The sequence below is a fragment of the Sphingopyxis sp. UBA6723 genome, assembly GCF_002454115.1.
Taxonomy (GTDB): domain Bacteria; phylum Pseudomonadota; class Alphaproteobacteria; order Sphingomonadales; family Sphingomonadaceae; genus Sphingopyxis.
Genome location: NZ_DKIH01000009.1, coordinates 488,994 through 507,059 on the forward strand (window position 1 = coordinate 488,994; position 18,066 = coordinate 507,059).

General features: G+C 64.9%; 17 protein-coding genes. 8 read left to right on the plus strand and 9 right to left on the minus strand.

Annotated elements, in window-relative coordinates; all coding sequences use genetic code 11:
* Nucleotides 1-50 precede the first annotated feature (50 nt).
* From B4F07_RS08395 to B4F07_RS08415, 5 genes are read right to left on the minus strand one after another with little or no spacing between them, the layout of a single operon-like run.
* Nucleotides 51-1,619 carry a cisplatin damage response ATP-dependent DNA ligase gene (locus B4F07_RS08395; protein ID WP_293698700.1) on the minus strand — a complete coding sequence of 523 codons (1,569 nt, stop codon included), beginning with the start codon at nt 1,617-1,619 and terminating at the stop codon, nt 51-53.
* Nucleotides 1,616-2,629: a ligase-associated DNA damage response exonuclease gene (locus B4F07_RS08400; protein WP_293698703.1), complete on the minus strand. Its 1,014-nt coding sequence runs from the start codon at nt 2,627-2,629 to the stop codon at nt 1,616-1,618. The genes B4F07_RS08395 and B4F07_RS08400 overlap by 4 nt, the downstream gene beginning before the upstream one ends.
* Nucleotides 2,629-4,044 (minus strand): UdgX family uracil-DNA binding protein, encoded by a 1,416-nt coding sequence (locus tag B4F07_RS08405; protein WP_349681319.1) that lies wholly within the window; start codon nt 4,042-4,044, stop codon nt 2,629-2,631. Before B4F07_RS08405 ends, B4F07_RS08400 begins: the two co-directional genes overlap by 1 nt.
* An 8-nt stretch (nt 4,045-4,052) precedes the next feature.
* The gene (locus tag B4F07_RS08410) at nt 4,053-5,303 is read right to left on the minus strand and encodes a putative DNA modification/repair radical SAM protein (RefSeq protein ID WP_293698708.1); all 1,251 of its coding nucleotides are present in this window, start codon (nt 5,301-5,303) and stop codon (nt 4,053-4,055) included.
* 50 nt (nt 5,304-5,353) lie between these two features.
* Entirely contained in the window at nt 5,354-6,754 is a 1,401-nt protein-coding gene (locus tag B4F07_RS08415) for a sensor histidine kinase (RefSeq protein ID WP_293698711.1), read from the minus strand.
* A 327-nt stretch (nt 6,755-7,081) separates the two neighbouring features.
* Here B4F07_RS08415 and B4F07_RS08420 point away from each other — a divergent pair, with 327 nt between their 5' ends.
* Nucleotides 7,082-7,876 (plus strand): response regulator, encoded by a 795-nt coding sequence (locus B4F07_RS08420; protein ID WP_293698714.1) that lies wholly within the window; start codon nt 7,082-7,084, stop codon nt 7,874-7,876.
* A 6-nt stretch (nt 7,877-7,882) separates the two neighbouring features.
* On the opposite strand, the gene B4F07_RS08425 is transcribed toward B4F07_RS08420, so the two are convergent.
* A complete protein-coding gene (locus tag B4F07_RS08425) occupies nt 7,883-8,437 on the minus strand; it encodes a sigma-70 family RNA polymerase sigma factor (RefSeq protein WP_293698716.1) in 555 nt (184 codons plus the stop codon).
* A gap of 175 nt (nt 8,438-8,612) precedes the next feature.
* The gene (locus B4F07_RS08430; RefSeq protein WP_293698719.1) at nt 8,613-9,020 is read right to left on the minus strand and encodes a BLUF domain-containing protein; all 408 of its coding nucleotides are present in this window, start codon (nt 9,018-9,020) and stop codon (nt 8,613-8,615) included.
* 171 nt (nt 9,021-9,191) lie between these two features.
* Here B4F07_RS08430 and B4F07_RS08435 point away from each other — a divergent pair, with 171 nt between their 5' ends.
* The 4 genes from B4F07_RS08435 to B4F07_RS08450 all read left to right on the plus strand — a co-directional run bounded on the left by B4F07_RS08435 (nt 9,192) and on the right by B4F07_RS08450 (nt 12,168).
* On the plus strand, nt 9,192-9,446 hold the full coding sequence (locus B4F07_RS08435; RefSeq protein WP_293698722.1) for a NepR family anti-sigma factor: 255 nt from the start codon (nt 9,192-9,194) through the stop codon (nt 9,444-9,446).
* On the plus strand, nt 9,446-10,075 hold the full coding sequence (locus tag B4F07_RS08440; RefSeq protein ID WP_293698725.1) for a sigma-70 family RNA polymerase sigma factor: 630 nt from the start codon (nt 9,446-9,448) through the stop codon (nt 10,073-10,075). Before B4F07_RS08435 ends, B4F07_RS08440 begins: the two co-directional genes overlap by 1 nt.
* A gap of 70 nt (nt 10,076-10,145) precedes the next feature.
* Complete coding sequence (locus B4F07_RS08445) at nt 10,146-11,318, plus strand: PQQ-dependent sugar dehydrogenase (RefSeq protein ID WP_293698727.1); 1,173 nt, start codon at nt 10,146-10,148, stop codon at nt 11,316-11,318.
* A gap of 88 nt (nt 11,319-11,406) precedes the next feature.
* Nucleotides 11,407-12,168, plus strand: coding sequence for an esterase/lipase family protein (locus B4F07_RS08450; RefSeq protein ID WP_293698730.1), 762 nt, complete (start codon nt 11,407-11,409; stop codon nt 12,166-12,168).
* Between the two features lie 149 nt (nt 12,169-12,317).
* On the opposite strand, the gene B4F07_RS08455 is transcribed toward B4F07_RS08450, so the two are convergent.
* Nucleotides 12,318-12,710 carry an acyl-CoA thioesterase gene (locus B4F07_RS08455; RefSeq protein ID WP_293698732.1) on the minus strand — a complete coding sequence of 131 codons (393 nt, stop codon included), beginning with the start codon at nt 12,708-12,710 and terminating at the stop codon, nt 12,318-12,320.
* A gap of 52 nt (nt 12,711-12,762) precedes the next feature.
* Nucleotides 12,763-14,013, minus strand: a complete 1,251-nt coding sequence (locus B4F07_RS08460) for a threonine ammonia-lyase (RefSeq protein WP_293698735.1) — start codon at nt 14,011-14,013, stop codon at nt 12,763-12,765.
* A 59-nt stretch (nt 14,014-14,072) separates the two neighbouring features.
* On the opposite strand from B4F07_RS08460, the gene B4F07_RS08465 reads away from it, so the two are divergent.
* The 3 genes from B4F07_RS08465 to B4F07_RS08475 all read left to right on the plus strand — a co-directional run bounded on the left by B4F07_RS08465 (nt 14,073) and on the right by B4F07_RS08475 (nt 18,032).
* Nucleotides 14,073-14,951, plus strand: a complete 879-nt coding sequence (locus tag B4F07_RS08465; RefSeq protein ID WP_293698738.1) for an NAD(P)-dependent oxidoreductase — start codon at nt 14,073-14,075, stop codon at nt 14,949-14,951.
* A 107-nt stretch (nt 14,952-15,058) separates the two neighbouring features.
* The gene (locus B4F07_RS08470) at nt 15,059-16,783 is read left to right on the plus strand and encodes an amidohydrolase (RefSeq protein WP_293704713.1); all 1,725 of its coding nucleotides are present in this window, start codon (nt 15,059-15,061) and stop codon (nt 16,781-16,783) included.
* Complete coding sequence (locus B4F07_RS08475) at nt 16,770-18,032, plus strand: FAD-dependent oxidoreductase (RefSeq protein ID WP_293704715.1); 1,263 nt, start codon at nt 16,770-16,772, stop codon at nt 18,030-18,032. The genes B4F07_RS08470 and B4F07_RS08475 overlap by 14 nt, the downstream gene beginning before the upstream one ends.
* Nucleotides 18,033-18,066 lie beyond the last annotated feature (34 nt).

Sequence of the window (18,066 nt, forward strand, 5' to 3'; positions counted from 1 at the left end):
ACGCCGACAGACCCCACCCCAACCCCTCCCCTGAAGGGGAGGGGCTCATTTCACGTCACCATCGCCAGCAACGTCGCTATCCGATCCGCCTCGTCGGCGGGCTTGTCGCGGCGGATTCGCGAGATGCGCGGGAAGCGCATGGCGAGGCCTGACTTGTGGCGCTTGCTGCTGTGGATCGAATCGAAGGCGACCTCTAGCACCAGCGACTTTTCCACCTCACGCACCGGGCCAAAGCGATTAAGGGTGTTGTCGCGGACGAACTTGTCGAGCCATTTCAGCTCCTCGTCGGTGAACCCCGAATAGGCTTTGCCGACCGGCAGCAGCTCCCCATCCTCGCTCCAGCAACCGAAGGTATAATCCGAATAGAAACTCGCGCGGCGCCCGTTGCCGCGCTGGGCGTACATCATCACGCAATCGGCGGTGAGCGGGTCGCGTTTCCATTTATACCAGAGGCCGGCGCGGCGCCCGGCCACATAAGGCGCATCGCGGCGTTTCAACATCACGCCCTCGATCGCGGCATCGCGCGCACCCGCGCGGCGCGTGGCGAGATCGTCGAAATCGTCCGCGTCGATCACCTGCGACAGGTCGAAATGGCTGTCGGCAAGGCGCGGTACGAAGGCTTCCAACTGCCGCCGCCGCTCGGTCCACGGCAGCGGGCGCAGGTCGTTGCCGTCGACCGCGAGCAGATCGTAAACGCGCACGAACGCCGGGGATTCGGCGAGCATTTTCTTCGACACTGTCTTGCGCCCGAGCCGTTGTTGCAGCGCGTTGAAGCTCGCCGCCTCGCCGCCCTGCGCATCGCCGCGCACCAGCAATTCGCCGTCGATCACCGCATCCTGATCGAACGCCGCGACCAGTTCGGGAAACGCAGCACTGATCTCCTCGCCGCCGCGGCTGTAGATGCGCGTCTGTCCGCCCACATGGACGATCTGGACGCGGATGCCGTCCCATTTCCACTCGGCGGCAAAATCGGCGAGATCGACGGTCGCCTCTTCCAGCGGATGCGCGAGCATGAAGGGGCGGAAGAAGGCGACGTCCTTGAGGTCGGGCCGCTCCGCCCTGCCCTCGCCCCATGCGAACAGCGGCGCATAGGGCGGCGCGATCGCGTGCCACAGCTCCTCGACATCGTCGACGGGCACGTCGAACGCCTGCGCGAACGCCTGTTTCGCGAGCCGCGCCGACACGCCGACGCGCATGCCGCCGAGCGCGAGCTTAAGCAGGGCATAGCGGCCATCGGCGTCAAGGCGGTCGAGGAGCGACGCGAGGATCGCGGGGGCGGTGGCGCGGGTGGCGGTGGACAGGGTGTCGACCGCGGCCGCCACCGTCAGGTCTGCTTGTGCGCCCGGTGCGTCGGGCCACAGCAGCGCCGCGGTCTCGGCCGTATCGCCAACGAAGTGCCGCGACAGCCGGAACAATTCCTCATCGACCCGCGTCGCCAGCAAGGTCCGCACCATCGCCGATTTCACCGCCGAAAAATCGAGGCTCTCGGTCAGCGCCGCGATCGCCCAGCCACGATCGGGGTCGGGGGTGTGCTTGAGGTAATCGGCGATGAGCGCCAGTTTGCTGTTGCGCGAACGCGTATAGATCAGCCGGTCGATCAGCGCGGCGAAGGCCTTCACACCTCTTCCTCCAGATCGCGGCCGACCAGATGCAGTGCGCGCGCTGTCCGCTGATGCAATTCGCACCAGCGCAGCAGGCCATCCTCGCTGCCATGCGTGATCCACGTCTCCTTGGGGTTCACCTGCGAAATCGTCGTCGTCAGCTCGTCCCAATCGGCATGGTCCGAAATCACCAGCGGCAGTTCAACCATCCGCTGCCGCGCGCGCTGGCGCACGCGCATCCACCCCGACGCCATCGCCGTCACCGGATCGGGCAATCGCCGCGACCAGCGATCGTTGAGCGCCGAGGGCGGCGCGACGATGATCTGCCCCGCCATTGCGGCCTTGTCGGTCTCGCTCACCAAGCGCAGCTCGCCCAGATCGACGCCATGCGCCGCATAGAGCGCGCACATTTTTTCCATCGCACCGTGGATGTAGATCGGCGCATCCCATCCGGCGGCGCGCAGCTCCGCCATCACCCGCTGCGCCTTGCCCAGCGCATAGGCACCGACGAGCACGCAGCGATCGGGCTCGGCGCGCACCGCGCCGATCAGCTTGCCGATCTCGTCGGAGGTTGGAGGGTGGCGGAACACCGGCAGGCCAAAGGTCGCCTCGGTGATGAAGATGTCGCACGGCACGACTTCGAAGGGCGCGCAGGTCGGGTCGGGCCGGCGCTTGTAATCGCCGGTGATGACGATCCGTTCGCCCGCATATTCCATCAAAATCTGCGCACTGCCCAGCACATGCCCCGCGGGATGAAAGCTGAAGCGCACCCCGCCGCGCTCGAACCCGTCGCCATAGGGAAACGCCTGATTACGGCTCGCCTCGACATCGACGCCATAACGCAGCGCCATGATCGCCAGCGTTTCGGGGGTTGCGAACACCGCGCCATGGCCGCTGCGCGCATGGTCGGCGTGGCCATGGGTGACCGCAGCGCGTTCGACGGGGCGCGACGGATCGATCCACAGGTCGGCGGGCTTCACATAGAGCCCGTGCGGGTGCGGTTCGAGCCAAGGCTTTGGCTTGGCCATCAGGCGGCCAGTTCGCGAACGCGCGCCAGATCGGCAACGAACGCCGCGCGCTCCTCGGCGGCGCGCGCCCGGTCGGGCAGGCGCAACAAGAACGAGGGATGAATCGTCGCGATCAGCTTCGTACCTCTGCCAAGTTCATGCACCGCGCCGCGGATCGACGCGATGCTCATGCTTTTGCCCGTCACCCCGCGCAGCGCGCTGCCGCCAAGGGTCACAATCAGGTTGGGCTGGACCAGCGCGCGTTCCTTGTCGAGCCACCAGCGGCAGATGTCGATTTCGCCCGCCGTCGGGTTCTGATGCAGCCGCCGCTTGCCGCGCGGCTCGAATTTGAAATGCTTGACCGCGTTGGTCAGGAACAATCGCTGTCGATCGAGACCGGCTTCCTCCAGCGCCTCGTTGAGCACCTGTCCCGCGGGGCCGACAAAGGGCCGTCCTTCCAGATCTTCCCGGTCGCCGGGCTGCTCGCCGACCAGCATGATGCGCGCCGCCGCCGGGCCTTCGCCGACCACCGCCTGCGTCGCGTGGCAGTGCAGCGGGCAGCGCGTACAGCCATGCACCGCGCGGGCGAGCTCATCCAGCGTGTCGATGTCGTCGGTCAGGGCCAGAGCTTCAGGCACGCGGGTTCGCCATTTGTCGGTTTGCGGGTTCGCAAGCGAAACGGCGGTCTCGCGCATCCGTTCCACCCGTGCCGCGGCGCCCGCGAGCAGCGGCGCAATATCCTGCGCCTCGGGCAGGTTCTTCCAATATTTCTTGGGCATTTCGGCGCGCATCGCGTCGATCTTGACGCGGGCGGGGTTGAAGATCGCGCCATAGTAGGTGCGCCACTGTTCCTCGACGACATCGCTGTCGGGTACCTCGTCTTTTGTCCCACCCGCTCGATAAGTCAGCTTCTCGTCGTGCCAGATCGCCCGCGCGTCGGGGGTGACGATCGCCCAGTCCATGCCGTAAAAACGGCGCTGAAAGAAGGGCGCGGTCAGCCGAAGAATATGGTGGTCGGGTTCGAACCAGGCCGCAAACCGCTCGCGCCCCGCTTCCTCCCCCAATCGGCGGAAGCGCACAAAGGCGTGCATCTTGTGAATGTCGCGGCGGATCGCCTTGTCGGTCTTGCTGAGCCAGTCGATATCCGGGTCGGTGCGCCGCGCCAGCAGCTGCCGGTCGCGCAACGCGCGCCAAACGATGCGGTACAGCCGTGCGGGTACACTGGCATCGCGGTGACAGATCGCCCGGTCGGCCATCGCAAGCAATTCGCGCGGCAGCGATATCGCAGCTCCCGATGCGAGCGGCGCATCGTCACTGAACAGCGACGCACCCTCGTCGGCGCCGCGCCAGCTCACATCCTCGGGCCGCACGCCATCGGCCAGCAAGGCGCGGGCCGCGTCGCGCCATTCGGCAAAGTCGCCGGGACGGGCGAGCACAACCTCCCTCATAGCGCCAACGACAATTGCTCCGCGGGCGGCGCAAAGCGCGCGCGCAGGGTGGCGCTGTCGGTCAGCGACCCCGGTCGCCAGTCGGGGGTGACGATGAACGGCAGGACTTTCTTCACCGATGCGGTCAGCTTTGCCAGATCACCAATTCGCAGCTTGCCAGTTCGCCGCACCGCCACAATCCGGTCAACCGCGCGTGTTCCCAGCCCCGGCACGCGCAGCAGCAGCTCGCGCGGGGCGCGGTTGATGTCGACCGGGAAGATATCGCGCCGCATCAGCGCCCAGGCCAGCTTGGGATCGATGCTCAGATCGAGCATCCCCGCCTTCGCCCCCTCCATGATTTCGGCGCGCTCAAATCCGTAAAAGCGCAGCAGCCAGTCGGCCTGATACAAGCGATGCTCCCGCATCAACGGCGGACGCACCGGTGGGAGATCGCTGCTCGCGTCGGGGATGGGGCTATACGCCGAATAATAGACGCGGCGCAGGCGGTAACCCGAATATAAATTGGTAGCGGTGGCAAGAATATCATCGTCGCGCGACGCATCGGCGCCGACGATCATCTGGGTCGATTGTCCCGCGGGCGCAAAGCGCGGCGGCTTGGCCCTTTTAAGCAGCCGTCCTTTGGCCGCCTCGATCGCATCGTCGGCGCCGACGCGCACCGACGCCATTGTTTTGCGGATCGTTTCGGGCTTCTTCTCCGGCGCAAAGCTCTGCAAACCCGCCTCGGTCGGCAGTTCGACATTGGTCGACAATCGGTCGGCGTAGAGCCCAGCGCGCGCGATCAGCTCGGGCGCTGCCCCAGCAATGGTCTTGAGGTGGATATAACCCCCGAACCGATGCTCCTCGCGCAGGATGCGCGCGACCTCGACCAGCTGCTCCATTGTATAATCTTCGGAGCGGATGATCCCCGACGACAGGAACAGCCCCTCGATATAATTGCGCTTGTAAAAATCGAGCGTCAGCCGGACAACCTCCTGCGGATTGAACCGCGCCCGCGGCACATTGCTCGACGCCCGGTTGATGCAGAATCGACAATCATAGATGCAGAAATTGGTCAGCAGGATCTTGAGCAGCGAAATGCAGCGCCCGTCGGGCGCATAGCTGTGGCAGATGCCCATGCCCTCGGTCGAGCCAATGCCTTTGGTGCCCGTCGAATCGCGTTTGATCGTCCCCGAAGAGGCACAGGAGGCGTCATATTTGGCCGCATCGGCCAATATGCTGAGCTTTTCAAGAATCTGTTTTTCGGCCATTTCTCCTGCATAGCACAGGAACATAGCACGAACAAATCACGTCGCCGCGGTCAGGCGTCGCGCCACCGTGCCGGGAGCGTGATATCGAGCACCAGCCCGGTCGGCTCCCAGCGCCGCTCGATCGTCCCGCCCAGATTGTTGCGGACGCTGCGCTCCATCAATAATGTGCCAAAGCTGGTCTTTTCGGGCGGTCCGATCGGGCCATGATTGCCCGTTTCCGTCCAGGTCAGCCGGAACATCCGCGAATCCTGACCTTCGGGATCCTGGGTCCATTTAATATCCACGTCGCCGCTCGCACCCGACAGCGCGCCATGCTTCACCGCATTGGTCGCCAGTTCGTTGAACACCAATGCCATCGCGACCAAGGCGTTCTCCGGAAGTAGAAGATCCGGCCCCGACCAGCGGATGCGCGGAAAAGCGGCCTCGACCTCGCGCAGCAGCGCATGCATCGACCCAGTCATAAAATTGGCGCCAAGCAGCACATTCTGCGCCCGGTTCAACGCATCGAGCCGTCCCGTTATCCGCTCGACATAATCGTCGACATCGGTTGCCGCGTGGCGGGTGAGCGAGATGATCGCGCTGACCGTCGCGAACAGGTTGCGCATCCGGTGGTGCAGTTCGCGCATCAACAGATTGGCGTTTTCCTGCCGACTTTTCTGCTCGGTGATGTCGATACTGATCCCGGTCAGGATCGCGTCGGTCGTGTTGACATCCCAATCGGCGCGCACCGCGATCCAGCGCACGCCGCGCTCGGGATGCTGGATGCGATATTCGGTCGCATAATGGGTGCCGTTCTCAACCGATCCGCCGAGCACGCCGCGTACCATCTCGCGGTCGTCGGGAAGCAGCCGCTCGTAAAATCCATCGATATCGGCCAGCGCGGTATCGACGTCGGCGCCCCACAGTTCGGCGGCGGCGCCACCCCAGTTGATCGATCCGGTTCGCGCGTCGTAGCGCCATGTGGCGATGCCCGAAAAATCGAGCGCACGCTCGAGCGTCTGGCGCGCGTCGTCGCGTTCGGCAACGATGCGCCGCAGGTCAGCTTCGGCCATGATGATCGCGGCAAAATCCTCCAGGCGCGCCAATTCGCGGTCATCCAGCAAGGGCCGCTCTTTGCGATCGATCAGGCACAACGTTCCCAATATGGTCCCGTTATACGCCCGCAGCGGCACGCCCGCGTAAAAACGGATGAACGGATCGCCGGTGACCAGCGGGTTGTTGCGGAACCGTTCGTCGCCCAGCACATCGACGATGACCACCGGTTTATCCTCGGCAATCACATATTGGCAGAAACTGATGTCGCGCGGCGTTTCAGGGGCGTCGAGGCCGTAGGAGGATTTGAACCACTGGCGGCAGTCGTCGACCAGCGACACCAGCGCGATCGGCGCATCATACAGGTCGGCAACCATCTTGGTCACCCGGTCGAACGCTTCTTCCGGGCCGGTATCCATGATCCGATATTCGCGAAGCGTATCAAGGCGCAGGCGCTCTGCCTGCTCCGGACTCGCATAACCTCCGTCCGCCAACTGATGCCCCTCACGTCCTCCTGGTCCTGTGGGCCGCTCTGCCATGAATATGGTCCCTAAAAAAGTCTGTTTCCCACCGGAACCAGAAAGCGGCGCAATTCCACTGACTTACCGGTGGACCGAAGGCGTCCCGGCTGACTCTACGCACCGCACGATCACAAGTTGCAGCGGTTCGTCGTGCATTTTTGAGTCTATTTTGCGGAACCGTCACCAATCGGGACGCGTATGACGGGTCAAAGCGGGAGGTATAGAATGCCATTGGGTGAAGAGCTTCGCGGACATTTGCCATATCTGCGCCGTTACGCGCGCGCGCTGACCGGCAGCCAGCAGCATGGCGACAATTTCGTCCACACGACGCTCGAAGTCATCGTCGCCGCGCCCGATGAATTCAGCGCCGGTAACGGCACCCGCATCGACCTCTACCGCAATTTTCACCGCATCTGGGAAAGCGCCTATATCGACGACGGCGAAGGCGATGACGATGGCGAAGACCCCTTCGTCCGTGCCGCCAACCGGCGGCTGGCGCAGATCACGCCGTTGGGCCGCCAGATTCTGCTGCTGACCGCGCTGGAAGGATTTTCGGTTGCCGAAGCCGGGGTCATCACCGGCACCGATCAAGCCACGGTGGAGACACTGCTCGCCGAAGCGGTCGGCGAACTCGACCGCGAATCGCGCACGTCGGTGCTGATTATCGAGGACGAGCCGCTGATCGCCATGGAACTCGAACAGATCGTCCGCGATCTCGGCCACACCGTAGCCGGGGTAGCGACCACGCACGAAGATGCCGTCGCCGCGTTCGAGGCGACCGACGCGGGGCTGGTGCTCGCCGACATTCAGCTCGCCGACGGATCGTCGGGGATCGATGCGGTGCAGGACATTTTGGCGATCGCGCCGGTGCCGGCGATCTTCATCACCGCCTTTCCCGAACGACTGCTGACCGGGGGACGTGTCGAGCCGACCTTCCTGATCTCGAAACCATTTCGCGAAAACACCGTGCGCGCTGCGATCAGCCAGAGCCTGCTGTTTACCCCGCAGCTCGCGGCGTAGCCCAAACTACTCGCGGCCGGGGCCGTTCGCGGTCAGATGGTCAACGTCATCCATGATCGAGCGGAACACCTCGCTCGACGGTAGCACGTCGGCGCTGCGCCGCGGCATCGTGCCACTTTCCAGAATCGCTTGCAGCGCGGTGCGAGCGCGCGAAACGCGGCTTTTCATCGTGCCCACCGCGCAGTCGCAGATCGCCGCTCCTTCCTCATAGGAAAGCTGTCCGGCCCCGATCAGCACCAACGCCTCGCGCTGGTCGACGGGCAGCATCAGCAACGCGCGCTGAACATCGGCCAGATGCAGGCTGTCGTCCTGGTCATCGGGCGCCACGAGCAGGCGTTCGGCGGCCATCTCATCATATTCGGCAGTGAATTTCTTGCGCCGCATCTGCGACAGGAAACAATTGCGCAGGATCACGAACGCCCAGCTTTTCATGCTGGCCGGCCCCGGCACATATTGCTCCCGCGCCTTCCACGCCTTCAGCATCGTTTCCTGCACCAGATCGTCGGCCAGGTCGGCGTTACCGGTCAGGCTCCGCCCAAAGGCGCGCAGGTGCGGCAGCATCGCAGCCAATTCCCGCTTGAAGCTGGCATCGTCGAGCGGCTGGGTATCGAGCGGTGGAGGCGTCAGGTCGTTGATAAGATAGCCTTAGTTTACGCAAGCAGGTTCGATTACCCGTCAGGCTTAGCGCGTCGCGCCGACGATGCAAACCGGAACCGCGGGATAAAGTAAAAAGCCGTCAGCCGATCGGCCGCGGCCGCCGACCCAAGGCGATGAAATTTTCCATCATCAACGCATCTTGCGGGTCAAGTCGGCCACTCGCAGCGACGCGGGCCAGATCGTCATCATGGCCGCGGAACTGGGGATCATACAGCATCGTCCATTCGGCAAAGGCGCGTTCGGCGATTTCGCGGCGGCGGATTTCGACCATGCCGCTGTGCCGCGGATCGCTGCGGATAACCGCGAGACACGCATCAACCTTGTCGGCCGGACCTTCGAGCAGTTGCAGGAAGTTATGGCCATTGAAAATCAAGGCGCCGGTCAGCGCATCGCGTTGATTGTTGCGGCGCGCCTGGACCAGCAGCGCGGCAATATCCTGTTCGCCGATCAACGGATCGGCAACGCTAATATAGATGACGGAAAGCAAGCGACGACCTCCAACCTTCCGCAATGCGGGAAAGGCACAGCACAACCCCTCGCCGCAAGCCTGGTCGCCTACGCGGCGCCCGATTAGGGCGGTTGTGGCATCTTGGCAACGCTTTCGTCGCAAAAAACGCACTCGTCGGGAACCCGCGGCGGTTTTCGTCGTTGCTTCGGCATGGCTACGCAAGGCAACAACAGGTCGAACGGCACGGGCACCCCGCCCCCGGGGGCTGATGCGCCAAATCGCAAGCAGGGCAGCTTTCCCGGCACCGACAGTGACGAGTGGCATCGCACGCTCACCGGTCGTCAGGCCCCTGAGCCCGTCAGTGCCAAGCTGCGGATGATTTACGGCAATATCGTGTCCGAACAATTGCCCGACAATATGCTCGATCTTCTGTCGCAGCTCGATCAGAAAAGTTCGAAGCAATAATGGCCGAGCCCGCCGCTGTGGCGCCGACCGGGGAAAGCCTGTCCGACGCCGAATTCAAGGCGCTGCTGGCGGGGGTTATCCCGCACCTGCGCGCTTATGGTCGCAGCTTGTCGGGAAGTCCCGACCTGGCCGACGATCTCACCCAGGACACGATGGTCAAGGCATGGGCGTCGCGCGACCGGTTCGAACGCGGCACATCGATCAAGGCGTGGACCTTTGTCATCCTGCGCAACACCTTCCTGTCGCAAATGCGCCGTAACAAATTTGTTGGCGAATATGACGAAACCGCGGTCGAGCGCACGATGTCCACCCCCGCCAGCCAGGAAGACAGCGGCGAAATGGCAGACCTGCAGCGCGGCCTGATGGAGCTGCCACAGGACCAGCGTGAGGCGCTGATCCTGGTTGGCGCTGGCGGGATGTCGTATGAGGAAGCGGCCAGCATTTGCGACTGCGCGCTCGGCACGATGAAAAGCCGCGTGTCGCGCGCCCGCGCCGCGCTCGAAGAGATTATGAACAGCGGCCAATTCTCGCAAAAGCGCGCCGATGCGCCGCCCGCCAGCGAAGCGGTCGATGCGATCATGGACAGCGTCGAGGCCATCACAGCGCGGCGCGAGGCGGCGAGCCGCTAAGCCCTCTCGACTTTACGATGCCGCCACGCCAGATTGACGCATCCTTCCCCAGCAAAGCGAGCCTCCTCTCATGAAGTCACTGCCGCTCTTCGCCATCGCCGCTGCGCTTGCCGCGAGCGCCTGCTCCGCCAGCACCGCCTCCAGCCAGGCCGCCGCTCCCGGCTCGCTCGACGCGACGGGTGACCAGCCTGCGACCCCGGTCGCCGACGCGCCGTTCACCGTGCAGGAGGTTGCGAGCTTCAACGAACCTTGGGCGATGACCTTTGTCCCCGGCACCCGCGCTGCGTTGATCACCGAAAAGTCGGGCAAGCTGAAGCTGTGGCAAGAGAGTGGGCCGACGCTCGACGTCGCGGGCGTTCCGACGGTCGCCTATGGCGGGCAGGGCGGCTTTGGCGACATCATCGTCGCCCCCGATTTCACGACCAGCGGCACCGTGTATCTGAGCTGGATCGAACCCGGCGAAGGCGGCACCTATGGCGCCGTCGTCGGCATGGCCAAGCTGGTCCAAGGTGCGGCGCCGCGGCTGGAAGGGCTCAAGACGATCTGGACCCAGTCGCCCAAGGTCACCGGACGCGGCCATTATTCGCATCGCCTGACCTTCTCGCCCGACGGCAAATATCTGTTCATCGGGTCGGGCGAACGCCAGAAATTCGATCCGGCACAGGACATGAAGGCCAATCTGGGCAAGATCGTCCGCCTGAACCCCGACGGCAGCGTTCCCGCGGACAATCCCTTTGCGGCGGAAGGCGGCGTGACCGCGCAAATCTGGTCGCTCGGCCATCGCAACATTCTGGGGCTGACCTTTGACGGCGCAGGCCAGCTGTGGAACCAAGAAATGGGTCCGAAGGGCGGCGACGAGGTCAATCTGGTCGCAGCGAAAGCCAATTATGGGTATCCGATCGTGTCGAACGGCGACCATTATGACGGCAAGGATATTCCCGATCATCCGACCCGCCCCGAGTTTGCGGCGCCGAAATTGTGGTGGAATCCCGCTGTCTCGCCCGCGGGTCTCGTCTGGTACAATGGCGACCTCTATCCCGGCTGGAAGAACAGCCTGCTGATGGGCGCGCTGTCGGGCGAAGGGTTGGTTCGGATGCAGATTGACGGTGACAAGCTCACCAAATCCGATCGCTGGGACTTCGGCACCCGCATCCGCGAGGTCGAGGTGCGCGATGACGGGTCGGTCTGGCTTCTCACTGACGGCGAGAATGGCAAGCTGGTGAAACTGGTTCCGAAGAAATAGCCGCCTTCCGGCCAAGGCCGGGGTTCAGCACCCTCAGCGTCGCGAACCCCGGCTTTCGCCGAGCAACCCGCGCGCCTATATGTCATCCATGATCCGCAGCCTCCTCACCCGGCGCGCCGAATGGCCCGCGCGCATTCCCGATCCCGATGCGCTCCCGCCGCTGGGGCTATTGTGGCGCGAAGTGACGGGTCTCGCCCGCGCGCTGTGGGGCCGCATCCGTCCGATGCCGCCAGAACCCAATCCCGACAGCGATCATCCGCCGGTGATGGTGCTGCCCGGATTCCTCTCAGGCGACTGGGCGACCAAGGCGCTGCGCGCCGATCTGCGCCGGGCCGGATTTCGCTGCTACGCCTGGGGGCTGGGTTTCAACCGCGGTGCGACCCCCGACATCATCGAGCGGATCGACACCCGGGTCCAATGGATCATCGACCGAACCGGCCATGCCCCGGCGCTGGTCGGGTGGAGTCTGGGCGGCATTTACGCGCGCGAATATGCCAAGCATCATCCGGGCAAGGTCGCGCGGGTCGTGACCCTCGGCTCGCCCTTTTCAGGCAGCCGCCGCGCCAACCGCGCCTGGCGGCTCTATCACCTCGTCGCACGCCACCCGGTCGACAATCCCCCGATCGACTTCCACCCCGCCCCGCGCCCCGAGATGCCGACCTTCGCGCTCTGGTCAAAACATGACGGGGTCGTCGCGGTGAACAGCGCGCGCGGTCAGCCGCACGAAAGCGACCGGCAGGTCGAGGTCGATTGTGGCCATATGGGATTTGCCTATGCCCCAACCTCGGTCGCGGCGATCGTCAAGGCGCTGAGGGAAGAGGTTGCTGAGCAGGGTGGCAATGACTGTTAGCGACCGGTTGCGGACGTAGCTCCTAACCCTATCCGTTCGCATCGAGCGAAGTCGAGATGCCCCTCAGGCTAGGCGCCAAATCGATGGGNNGACTTCGCTCGACACGAACGGAAAAAGGGGAACGTCCGCTTCCCACCCCAAAGCCGCCCTCACTCCTGAAACGGCGCCACAACCTCGGCCGTCACGCGCAGCGGGCGCCCGCTCGCCTTGTCGAGCAGCGCCCACACCGTCCGCGCCCGGACATGGACTTTGCCATCGGCGCCGGTGAATTCCATGAAGCGATCGAACTTGGCGCCCTGTGGCTTGTCGGCGACCCACGTCCGCGCGGTCACCGTTTCGCCGGGGCCGAGCGCGCGGAGATAATCGATCTCGTGGCGCACCACGACCCAGATGTAGGCGTCCTTGTGCGTTTGCGGCGCCGCGGCGTCCCAATGACCGGTCGCGACCTGCTGGATCCACTGGACCCAGACGGCATTGTTGACGTGACCCAGCTCGTCGATGCTGTCGGGGGTGGCGGTGAGCGAGAGGGTGAAGGATTTCATTTCGCGATCGGGTCCTCTACGCCTTCCCCTTCAGGGGAGGGGCTCGTTACGTCTATGCGAGCTCCACCGTCGTCACCATATACCCCGCATCGCGCAGCGAAGCGACGAGGCTGTCGAGATGCTCGCGGTCGCGCGCTTCGCATTCGATGTCGGTGATCAGCCCCTTGGCGGGCAGCGTGGTAAAGATGCGCTGGTGATAGATTTCGATGATGTTGACCTGTTTCTCGTCGAACAGCTTCATCACCTTGAACAGCGCGCCGGGGCGGTCCTGTAAGCGAATGCGCAGCCGCGCGATGCGGCCCGAGCGTGCGAGATCGCGCAGCAGCACGTTGGCGAGCAGCCGCGTGTCGATATTGCCGCCGCATAGGACCAGTCCGACCTTGCGCCCGGCAAACTCCTCGGGGTGCGCAAGCAGCGCGGCGAGACCGGCGGCGCCCGCGCCCTCGACCACGGTCTTTTCGATCTGGAGCAACAGGCTGACCGCGCGTTCCAGATGGCGTTCGGCGACCAGCACGATGTCGTCATTGAGTTCGGCGACGCGCTTGCGCGTATATTCGCCGGGTTCCTTGACCGCGATCCCCTCGGCCAGCGTGTCGCCCTCGCACGCCATGTCGACGCCGTTCAGCTTGGCATACATCGACGGATAAAGTTCGGCCTGCACCCCGATCAGGCTGATGTCGGGATTGATCCCGCGCGCCGCGGTTCCCATGCCGGTGAACAGCCCGCCGCCGCCGATCGGGATGATCAGCGTGTCGATCTCCGGCACATCCTCAAGCATTTCGAGCGCCACCGTCCCCTGCCCCGCGGCGATATGCGGATGATCGAAGGGATGGACAAAGGTCAGCCCGCGCTCGACTTCCAGCTCGCGCGCATGCGCATAGGCGTCGTCATATTTCTCGCCGAACAGGACGATTTCGGCGCCATGGCTGGCGGTCTGGTACACCTTCACCTGCGGCGTGGTTTTCGGCATCACGATCGTCACCGGCACGCCCAGCCGCTTGCCATGATAGGCCAGCCCCTGCGCATGATTGCCCGCCGACGCCGCAATGACGCCGCGCGCACGCGCCGCCGGGTCCATCAGCAACAGCGCATTGAGCGCGCCGCGTTCTTTATAGGCCGCGGTGAATTGCAGGTTTTCGAACTTCAGCCAGACTTCGGCGCCGACCATTTCCGACAGCGTCTGCGAATGCAGCGTCGGGGTGCGCACGATCGCGCCGTCAATTCGCGCTGCCGCCGCGCGCACATCGTCGAGGGTGATCGCCGGCAAATCGGCAGCGGACAGGGTGGGTGCGGTCGTGCTCATGATGCCGCTCGCCCTAGCCTATCTGGCGCACCGCGCAAACCATGGTTATGAGCCATGGGATGAGCCACGAAAAATTGCGCATCAGCTTCATCGGCACCGGCGTCATGGGCGGACCGATGGCGGGTCACCTTGCGAAAGCGGGCCATCACCTCACCGTCTATAACCGTACCCGGGCGAAGGCAGATGCCTGGGTGGCGCAGCATGGCGGCGCCGCGGCGGCGACCCCGGCGGAGGCTGCGCGGGATGCCGATGTTGTGCTGACGTGCGTCGGCAACGACGACGACCTCGCGCAGGTCACGCTCGGCCGCGACGGCGCTTTCAAGGCGATGCGCAAGGGCGCGCTGTTCGTCGATCACACGACCGTGTCGGCGCGGATCGCGCGCCAGCTGTCGGTCGAGGCCGAAGGGCTCGGGCTGCTGTGCCTCGACGCACCGGTGTCGGGTGGCGAAGCGGGCGCGCAGAACGGCACGCTGTCGATCATGTGCGGCGGCACGAAGGCCGCGTTCGCCGCTGCCGAGCCGGTGATGCAGGCCTATGCAGCGCGCATGGTCCATATCGGCGGCCCCGGCGCCGGGCAGACGACCAAGATGGTCAACCAGATCGCGATCGCCGGGGTGCTGCAAGGCCTGTCTGAAGCGCTCCGCTTTGCGCAGGCGTCGCGGCTCGACACCGACAAGGTGTTTGAGGCGGTGTCGGGCGGCGCCGCGGCAAGCTGGCAGATGCTCAACCGCTGGGACACGATGGCAAAGGACGAGTTCGATTTCGGCTTCGCGGTCGACTGGATGCGCAAGGATCTAGGCCTCGCGCTCGACGAAGCGCGCGCGAACGGCGCGACGATCCCGGTCGCCGCCATCGTCGATCAATTTTACGCCGATGTGCAAAAGGCCGGACATGGTCGCCGCGACACCAGCTCGCTTATAACAAGGTTGCCGAAATGAACCGCCTCAACTTTCTAAAATCTCTCCCCTTCAGGGGAGCGCAGCGAGACTTGCGAACTTGTTCGCTAGTCGCAGCGGGTGGGGTCCATCGGACTAGCGCTAGGCCGATGGACCCCACCCCGCTGCGACTAGGCAGCAAGCTGCCGAGTCTCGCTACCCCTCCCCTGAAGGGGAGGGGCTTTATCGCCGCCGCGCTCGCCCTCACCCTCGCCGCGCCCGCACACGCTGACACGCTCGTCGACAATGTCAACGGCATCACGCTCGACAAGGACGGCAAGCTGGTGCGCTTCACCGGGCTGGTCATCGACAAGGATGGCAAGGTCAAACAACTGCTCGATCGCAAGGACAAGCGGCCCGAACGCCCCGATTTCAAGGAAGACGGCAAGGGCCGCACCCTGATCCCCGGGCTGATCGACGCGCACGGCCATGTCATGGGGCTGGGCTTCCAGCTGATGCTGCTCGATCTCTCGGGCACCAACTCGCTGGCCGAAGCGCAGGCGGCGATCCGCAAATATGCCGCGGACAATCCCGAAATGCCGTGGATCATCGGGTCGGGATGGAATCAGGAAAAATGGGGGCTGGGCCGGTTCCCGACCGCCGCCGACCTTGACGCCGCCGTGCCGAACCGCCCCGTCTGGCTCGAACGCGTCGATGGCCATGCCGGCTGGGCGAACACCGCCGCGATGACTGCGGCGAAGGTTACCGCCGCCAGCAAGTCGCCCGATGGCGGCCGCATCGAAATGGCGAGCGGCAAACCGAGCGGGGTCTTTGTCGACGCCGCGATGAGCCTGATCGATAGCGCCAAGCCCAAACCGCTCGCGCGCGACCTCGACCGCGCGCTATTGCTCGCGCAGCAAAAACTGCTCGAACAGGGGATCACCGCGATCGCCGACATGGGGACGTCGATCCTCGATTGGCAGGCATTCCGCCGCGCGGGGGACAAGAAACAGCTTGCGGTCCGCATCCTCAGCTACGGCGGCGACATCGACAATATGGCGATGATCGCGGGCGGCGAACCGACGCCGTGGCTGTACGACGACCGGCTGCGCATGGTCGGGGTCAAATTGTACCTCGACGGCGCGCTCGGGTCGCGAGGGGCGTGGCTAAAGGCGCCATATAGCGATGCGCCGGGCCAGACCGGCCTGCCGCTGCTCACCCCCGCGCAACTCCGGAACAAGATGGTGCGCGCGTCGATGGACAAGTTCCAGGTGACGATCCACGCGATCGGCGACGCAGCCAATGCCGAGGCCTTGAACGCGATCGCCGACCTTACCGCCGACTTGCCGGGCGAACGGCGCTGGCGCATCGAACATGCGCAGGTCATCGACCCGGCCGACATCACGCGCTTCGCCAGCCTCAAGGTCATTGCGTCGATGCAGCCCGTCCATCAAACCAGCGATCGGCTGATGGCCGAAGCGCGGCTCGGCCCCGACCGCCTCAAGGGCGCCTATGCCTGGCGCAGCCTGCAGGCCGCAGGCGCCCGCATCGCCTTTGGCTCCGACGTGCCGGTAGAAAGCGCCAATCCCTTCCCCGGGCTTGCCGCCGCGATCTCGCGCACCGATGCCAAGGGCGAACCCTTTGGCGGCTGGCGCCCCGAGGAAGCGGTCAGCCGCGAGACCGCGCTTGACGGTTTCACCCGCACCGCAGCCTACGCCGGTTTTGCCGAGGATCGCATCGGCACCCTGATGCCCGGGATGCGCGCCGACTTCCTCATCGTCGACGCCGATCCGATGCTCGCCAGCCCCGACGAAATTCGCCGCATGACCCCGCTCGAAACCTGGATCGGCGGCTATCGCTATTACAAGAAAGAGGCGTCCGGTGGCGGGCGGTAACACGCCCAGTCGCCGCGCGCTGCTGACCGGCCTCGCCGCGCTGCCCGTCGCAGCGACCGCGGCGGCGGCCGAGCGCAAGTCAAGGAAACGCAAACCCGCCAAACCCAAAATCCCGCATGTCGACGTCGCGATCATCGGCGCCGGGGTGTTCGGCGCTTGGACCGCGTGGCATCTGATCCGTGCGGGCAAAAGCGTGCGGCTGTTCGACGCCTATGGCGCGGGCCATGCGCGCGCCTCGTCGGGCGGCGAGAGCCGCGTCATCCGCATGGGGTACGGCGCCGACACCATTTATTCCGAAATGGCGCGCGAATCCTTGCCCTATTGGAAAGCCCTATCCGACACCGCCAGCGCGCCGATCTTTCACAACACCGGCGTGCTGTGGTTCGGGCCACAGGGCGATGCCTATACCGCGCAGTCGCTGGCGTGGTTGCAGGCGAACCGTGTGGGGCACGAGCATGGCGACGTTGCTTGGTTGCAAAACAAGTACCGCCAGATCCAGTTTTTTCAGGGCGAAACCGGCGTCCTCGAAACCGAAAGCGGCGCGCTGATCGCCGCGCGTGGGGTACAAGAAGTGATCGCCGACGCGCAGATCGCGGTCGAGCGCGTCGTGATGCCCGCCCCCTTGCTGTCGAAACGGATCAAGCGCCACAGCCTGCCCGACGGCGGCACCGCCGATCATCTCGTCTACGCGCTCGGTCCCTGGCTCGCCGAGCTGTTCCCGCAACAGTTGATGAACAAGATCGTCGCGACGCGGCAGGAGGTCTATCACTTCGGCGCGCCGCAGGGCGACACGCGCTTCGCCCCGCCCGAATTGCCGGTGTGGGCCGACAACAGCAACAACGGCATCTTCTATGGCATCCCCGACATCGAAGGCGCCGGGTTCAAGATCGCGATCGACCGCCACGGCCCGGTCGTCGACCCCGACACGATGGAACGGCAACTCACCCCGGCGGGGATAGCCGAAGCGCGCGCCTATATCGCGCGCCGCTTCCCCGCGCTCGCGTCGGCGCCGCTGATCGGCGGGCGCGTCTGCCAATATGAGAACAGCTCAAGCGGCGATTATCTGATCGACCGTTTTCCCGGACAGGAGCGCGTGTGGCTGATCGGTGGCGGATCGGGGCATGGGTTCAAGAACGGCCCCGCGGTGGGCAAGCGCGTCGCGGCGCATATCCTTGATGCGAAGCTGGCGGTCGAACCGCGCTTCAGCTTTGCGACCAAGGGGACGGTAGCGGCGCGGACGGTGTTTTGATGCCCGGCGCGACCCTCTACTCCCGTTCGTGTCG

Excerpts from the sequence above, each read along its gene's own strand:
- B4F07_RS08460 (WP_293698735.1), bottom strand. The coding sequence starts at position 14,013 with ATGAGCACGACCGCACCCACCCTGTCCGCTGCCGATTTGCCGGCGATC.
- B4F07_RS08410 (WP_293698708.1), bottom strand. The coding sequence starts at position 5,303 with ATGGCCGAAAAACAGATTCTTGAAAAGCTCAGCATATTGGCCGATGCG.
- B4F07_RS08420 (WP_293698714.1), top strand. The coding sequence starts at position 7,082 with ATGCCATTGGGTGAAGAGCTTCGCGGACATTTGCCATATCTGCGCCGT.
- B4F07_RS08445 (WP_293698727.1), top strand. The coding sequence starts at position 10,146 with ATGAAGTCACTGCCGCTCTTCGCCATCGCCGCTGCGCTTGCCGCGAGC.
- B4F07_RS08450 (WP_293698730.1), top strand. The coding sequence starts at position 11,407 with ATGATCCGCAGCCTCCTCACCCGGCGCGCCGAATGGCCCGCGCGCATT.
- B4F07_RS08455 (WP_293698732.1), bottom strand. The coding sequence starts at position 12,710 with ATGAAATCCTTCACCCTCTCGCTCACCGCCACCCCCGACAGCATCGAC.
- B4F07_RS08435 (WP_293698722.1), top strand. The coding sequence starts at position 9,192 with ATGGCTACGCAAGGCAACAACAGGTCGAACGGCACGGGCACCCCGCCC.
- B4F07_RS08400 (WP_293698703.1), bottom strand. The coding sequence starts at position 2,629 with ATGGCCAAGCCAAAGCCTTGGCTCGAACCGCACCCGCACGGGCTCTAT.
- B4F07_RS08425 (WP_293698716.1), bottom strand. The coding sequence starts at position 8,437 with ATGCTGCCGCACCTGCGCGCCTTTGGGCGGAGCCTGACCGGTAACGCC.
- B4F07_RS08470 (WP_293704713.1), top strand. The coding sequence starts at position 15,059 with ATGGACCCCACCCCGCTGCGACTAGGCAGCAAGCTGCCGAGTCTCGCT.
- B4F07_RS08415 (WP_293698711.1), bottom strand. The coding sequence starts at position 6,754 with ATGGATACCGGCCCGGAAGAAGCGTTCGACCGGGTGACCAAGATGGTT.
- B4F07_RS08440 (WP_293698725.1), top strand. The coding sequence starts at position 9,446 with ATGGCCGAGCCCGCCGCTGTGGCGCCGACCGGGGAAAGCCTGTCCGAC.
- B4F07_RS08465 (WP_293698738.1), top strand. The coding sequence starts at position 14,073 with ATGAGCCACGAAAAATTGCGCATCAGCTTCATCGGCACCGGCGTCATG.